The sequence below is a fragment of the Jiangella rhizosphaerae genome (assembly GCF_003579925.1).
Classification (GTDB): domain Bacteria; phylum Actinomycetota; class Actinomycetes; order Jiangellales; family Jiangellaceae; genus Jiangella; species Jiangella rhizosphaerae.
This window is the reverse complement of the sequence record NZ_QUAL01000318.1, coordinates 1-4,591: the sequence shown is the minus strand read 5'-3', so window position 1 is coordinate 4,591 and position 4,591 is coordinate 1. Positions and strand designations below refer to the sequence as shown.

The window sequence follows — 4,591 nt, the reverse complement described above, 5'->3', positions numbered from 1 at the left end:
GGCTGGCCGGCGCCTACGCGACCGCCGCGATGAACGTCGGCGCCGCCGGTCCCTGGCTGGCCGGAGCCGCGCTCGCCGCCGGGGCCGGGTACCGCTCGCCGCTCGGGGTGAGCGCCGCCCTGGTCGCGGCCGCCATCGTCGTCGCAGGGCTGCACCAGGCGATCAGCGCACGGTCGGTCCGCGCGGCCGGCTGAGCGAGCGCCGTCAGAGGCTCCGCCGCGCCGACGGTCGTCGAGCGTGTGGACGCTGACGCCAACAGTCGGCGTCAGCGTCCACACGCCGGATCAGACCTGGCCCGGACGGCGGGTCAGCCGTCCTCGGCGCTGCGCAGCACGCCGGTGAGGTGCTCGGCGGCGGCGAGGACGGCGGGCGCGTGCACGCGGCCGGGCTGCCGGGTGAGCCGCTCGATCGGCCCGGAGACCGAGACGGCGGCGACGACGCGGCCGCTGGAGGAGCGGATGGGCGCGGACACCGACGCGACGCCGGGCTCGCGCTCGCCGACGCTCTGCGCCCAGCCGCGGCGGCGGACCGCGGCCAGCATGGTGGCGGTGAACCGCGCGCCCTGCAGGCCGCGGTGCATGCGCTCGGGCTCTTCCCAGGCCAGTAGCACCTGGGCGGCGGAGCCGGCCAGCATGGTGACCGTCGCGCCGACGGGGATGGTGTCGCGCAGGCCGCTGGGCCGCTCGGCGGCGGCGACGCAGATGCGCTGGTCGCCCTGGCGGCGGAAGAGCTGGGTGCTCTCGCCGGTGGCCTCGCGCAACCGGGCGAGGACGGGGCCGGCGGCGGCCAGCAGGCGGTCCTCGCCGGCCGCGGTGGCGAGCTCGCCCAGCCGCGGGCCGAGGACGAACCTGCCGTGGAGGTCGCGGGAGACGAGCCGGTGGTGCTCCAGCGCGACGGCGAGCCGGTGGGCCGTCGGCCGCGCCAGGCCGGTGGAGGCCACCAGGTTGGCAAGGGTCGCCGGGCCTGCCTCGAGGGCCGACAGGACCAATGCCGCCTTGTCTAGAACGCCGACTCCGCTAGAGTTGTCCATGACTCGATATTGCCATCTCAACATGCGAGATCGCAAGTGGTGTGTATCCACCGAGATCGTGCGACTGACGAACGGAGCAGGTGATGGGCAAGACCCTGGCGGAGAAGGTGTGGGACGCGCATGTCGTGCGTCGAGCCGAGGGCGAGCCTGACCTCCTCTACATCGATCTTCATCTTGTCCACGAAGTGACCAGTCCGCAAGCCTTCGACGGCCTGCGACTGGCCGGCCGCCCGGTCCGCCGTCCGGACCTCACGCTGGCCACCGAGGACCACAACACCCCGACCCTCGACATCGACAAGCCGATCGCCGACCTCACCAGCCGTACGCAGATCGAGACGCTGCGGCGGAACTGTGAGGAGTTCGGCATCCGGCTGCACCCGCTGGGCGACGTCGAGCAGGGCATCGTGCACGTCGTCGGCCCGCAGCTGGGCCTGACGCAGCCGGGCCTGACGGTGGTGTGCGGCGACTCGCACACGTCGACGCACGGGGCGTTCGGCGCGCTGGCGTTCGGCATCGGCACCTCTGAGGTCGAGCACGTGCTCGCCACCCAGACGCTGCCGCTGCGGCCGTTCAAGACGATGGCGATCAATGTCGAGGGGACGCTGAAGCCGGGCGTGACGGCGAAGGACATCATCCTCGCGGTCATCGCGAAGATCGGCACCGGCGGTGGTCAGGGCTACGTCCTGGAGTACCGCGGCGAGGCCATCCGGGCGCTGTCGATGGAGGCGCGGATGACCATCTGCAACATGTCCATCGAGGCCGGCGCCCGGGCCGGCATGATCGCGCCCGACGAGACCACCTTCGCCTACATCGAGGGCCGTCCGCACGCCCCGAAGGGCAAGGAGTGGGACGCCGCGCTGGAGTACTGGCGCACGCTCTACACCGACGACGACGCCGTGTTCGACGCCGAGGTCACCATCGACGCCGACGCGCTCGAGCCGTTCGTCACGTGGGGCACCAACCCGGGGCAGGGGCTGCCGCTGTCCGCGTCCGTCCCCGACCCCGAGAGCTTCGCCGACGAGACCGAGAAGGCGGCCGCGCGCCGGGCGCTGGAGTACATGGCGCTCGAGGCCGGCACGCCGCTGCGCGACATCGCCGTCGACACCGTCTTCATCGGGTCGTGCACCAACGGCCGCATCGAGGACCTGCGCGCGGCGGCCGCCGTCGTGAAGGGCCGGAAGAAGGCCGACTCCGTCCGGGTGCTCGTCGTGCCCGGGTCGGCCAAGGTCCGGCTGCAGGCCGAGCAGGAGGGCCTGGACAAGGTCTTCACGGAGTTCGGCGCCGAGTGGCGGCACGCCGGCTGTTCGATGTGCCTGGGCATGAACCCCGACCAGCTGGCGCCGGGCGAGCGCAGCGCGTCCACGTCGAACCGCAACTTCGAGGGCCGCCAGGGCAAGGGCGGCCGCACCCACCTGGTCAGCCCTCTCGTGGCGGCGGCCACCAGCGTGCGCGGCACGCTGTCCTCGCCCGCCGACCTCGAGCCCGTCGGCTGAGCGCCGCGACAAGGAGAAGACGCACGTCATGGAGAAGTTCATCCGGCACACCGGCGTCGGTGTCCCGCTGCGGCGCAGCAACGTCGACACCGACCAGATCATCCCGGCGGTGTACCTCAAGCGCGTCACCCGCACCGGGTTCGAGGACGGCCTGTTCGCCGCCTGGCGGGGCGACGAGACGTTCGTGCTGAACAACCCCGCGTTCGCCAGCGGCTCGGTGCTCGTCGCCGGGCCCGACTTCGGCACGGGGTCGTCGCGCGAGCACGCCGTCTGGGCGCTCAAGGACTACGGGTTCAAGGCGGTGCTGTCGTCGCGGTTCGCCGACATCTTCCGCGGCAACTCCGGCAAGCAGGGCCTGCTCACCGGTCAGCTCAGCCAGGACGACATCGAGCTGATCTGGAAGGCGCTCGAGAACGCGCCCGGCACCGAGGTGACGGTCGACCTCGACCAGCGCGTCGTGACGTGCGGCGAGATCGTCGCGCCCATGCAGGTCGACGACTACACCCGCTGGCGGCTCATGGAGGGACTCGACGACATCGGGCTCACGCTGCGGCACACCGACGCCATCGACGACTTCGAGGCGGGCCGTCCGTCGCACAAGCCGCGCACGCTGGTCTGATATCCGCGATCCGTTGCCCTCAGCCGTCTATGGTGGAGCGAGGGACTCGCCCGCCGGGCGAGACGGCTGAGGAGCAACGGTGGGGAAGAAGAAACTGATCGACCGCATTGCCGACGGCTTCGACGGCAACCGCGAGGTGGCGCAGCACGCGCTCGACTCCGTCGTCGAGGGCATCCAGCGTTCGCTGGCCGCGGGCGAGAAGGTCGTCGTCAAGGGGCTCGGCGTCTTCGACCGCGACAAGGACGGCGACAAGGGCAAGAAGAAGGCCAAGAGGCGGCCCGTGCCGACCTTCAGCCCGGCCGACGAGCTGAAGGACGTCGTCGCGGGCGTGAAGAAGGCGCGCACCCGCATCATGGAGTCGCTGTCGCTGGTCCCGGCGCAGGCCGCGGCCGTGGCGGAGTCCGCGACCCGTTCGGTGTCGTCGGCGGCCAAGCAGGTCGCCGAGGCGGTCCGCGGCGAGTCCAAGGGCGACGCCGCGCCGGCCGCGAAGAAGGCGGCCCCGTCGACGGCCTCGACGGCGCGCAAGGTGCCGGCCACGCGCCCGGCGGCGCCGAAGAAGGCGGCCGGTCCGGCCCGCAAGACCACGGCGTCGACGGCGGCGACGAAGACGGCCGCCAAGAAGACCACCACGACGCCGGCGAAGAAGACGGCGGCGGCGGTCAAGAAGGCGGCGCCGGCGAAGACGGCCTCGACCGCGACGCCGGCCGCCAAGAAGACCACGTCCACCGCGGCCAAGAAGACCACGTCCACCGCGGCCAAGAAGACGACGACGGCCAGGAAGACGACCACCGCGGCGAAGAAGACCACGGCGACGGCGGCGAAGAAGACCGCCTCGACCGCGGCCAAGAAGACCGCGGCTCCGGCCGCGAGCGCCACGACGGCGGCGAAGAAGACGACCGCCACGCCGGCCAAGCGGGCGGCCGCGACGCCGATCGAGCCGACGACCGAGGCGCCGGGCACCACCACGCCGCCGTCGACGCAGGGCTGACCCCGGGCGACCGGAGCGCGCGCCGGGCGGCGTCGAGCGAAGCCGCCGCCCGGCCCGTCTCAGAGCACGAGGTCGCGCTCGGCGAGCAGCGCGGCCGTGCGGGGGCCGACGCCGAGGCGGCGGGCGTCCCACAGGTCGACGGCGGTGTCGACGTCGCGACGGACCGACGCGATGCCGTCCAGCTCCAGCTCGACGGCGCCCGCCAGCCGGTGCGCGGCCCGGGACCGGCCGCCGAAGGCCGGCTCGAACGCGACGCCCGGCCCGGCGGCGTAGAGCGTCGTGCCGATGCCGGCGGCATCGGCGACGAATGACAGCGGGTGCTCCGCGGCCGCCGTCAGCACGCGGTCCAGCTCGGCCGGGCGCAGCGCGGGCAGGTCGGCGGAGAGCGACGCGACCGCCGCGTCGCCGGCGGCCGACCGGGCCGCCTGGGCACCGTGCCGCAGCGCGGCGTTCAGCCCCGC

General features: G+C 73.3%; 4 protein-coding genes and 2 pseudogenes. 4 read left to right on the top strand and 2 right to left on the bottom strand.

Annotated elements, in window-relative coordinates; all coding sequences use genetic code 11:
• Positions 1–194 (top strand): annotated as a pseudogene (locus DY240_RS32445) (Cmx/CmrA family chloramphenicol efflux MFS transporter); the annotation flags it as partial.
• A 113-nt stretch (positions 195–307) separates the two neighbouring features.
• On the opposite strand, the gene DY240_RS23945 reads toward DY240_RS32445, so the two are convergent.
• A complete protein-coding gene (locus DY240_RS23945) occupies positions 308–1,030 on the bottom strand; it encodes an IclR family transcriptional regulator (RefSeq protein ID WP_046771421.1) in 723 nt (240 codons plus the stop codon).
• An 83-nt stretch (positions 1,031–1,113) separates the two neighbouring features.
• On the opposite strand from DY240_RS23945, the gene leuC reads away from it, so the two are divergent.
• From leuC to DY240_RS23930, 3 genes are all read left to right on the top strand, one after another.
• Positions 1,114–2,523, top strand: a complete 1,410-nt coding sequence (leuC, locus tag DY240_RS23940) for a 3-isopropylmalate dehydratase large subunit (RefSeq protein WP_119662239.1) — start codon at positions 1,114–1,116, stop codon at positions 2,521–2,523.
• A gap of 28 nt (positions 2,524–2,551) precedes the next feature.
• On the top strand, positions 2,552–3,142 hold the full coding sequence (gene leuD, locus DY240_RS23935) for a 3-isopropylmalate dehydratase small subunit (protein WP_119662238.1): 591 nt from the start codon (positions 2,552–2,554) through the stop codon (positions 3,140–3,142).
• Positions 3,143–3,221: 79 nt separating this feature from the next.
• Entirely contained in the window at positions 3,222–4,130 is a 909-nt protein-coding gene (locus tag DY240_RS23930) for an HU family DNA-binding protein (RefSeq protein ID WP_119662237.1), read from the top strand.
• Positions 4,131–4,189: 59 nt separating this feature from the next.
• Here DY240_RS23930 and DY240_RS32440 read toward each other — a convergent pair.
• A pseudogene (locus DY240_RS32440) lies at positions 4,190–4,591 on the bottom strand (2-phospho-L-lactate guanylyltransferase); the annotation flags it as partial.

Coding starts and splice junctions, on each gene's coding strand:
- DY240_RS23945 (WP_046771421.1), bottom strand. CDS start 1,030: ATGGACAACTCTAGCGGAGTCGGCGTTCTAGACAAGGCGGCATTGGTC.
- leuC (WP_119662239.1), top strand. CDS start 1,114: ATGGGCAAGACCCTGGCGGAGAAGGTGTGGGACGCGCATGTCGTGCGT.
- leuD (WP_119662238.1), top strand. CDS start 2,552: ATGGAGAAGTTCATCCGGCACACCGGCGTCGGTGTCCCGCTGCGGCGC.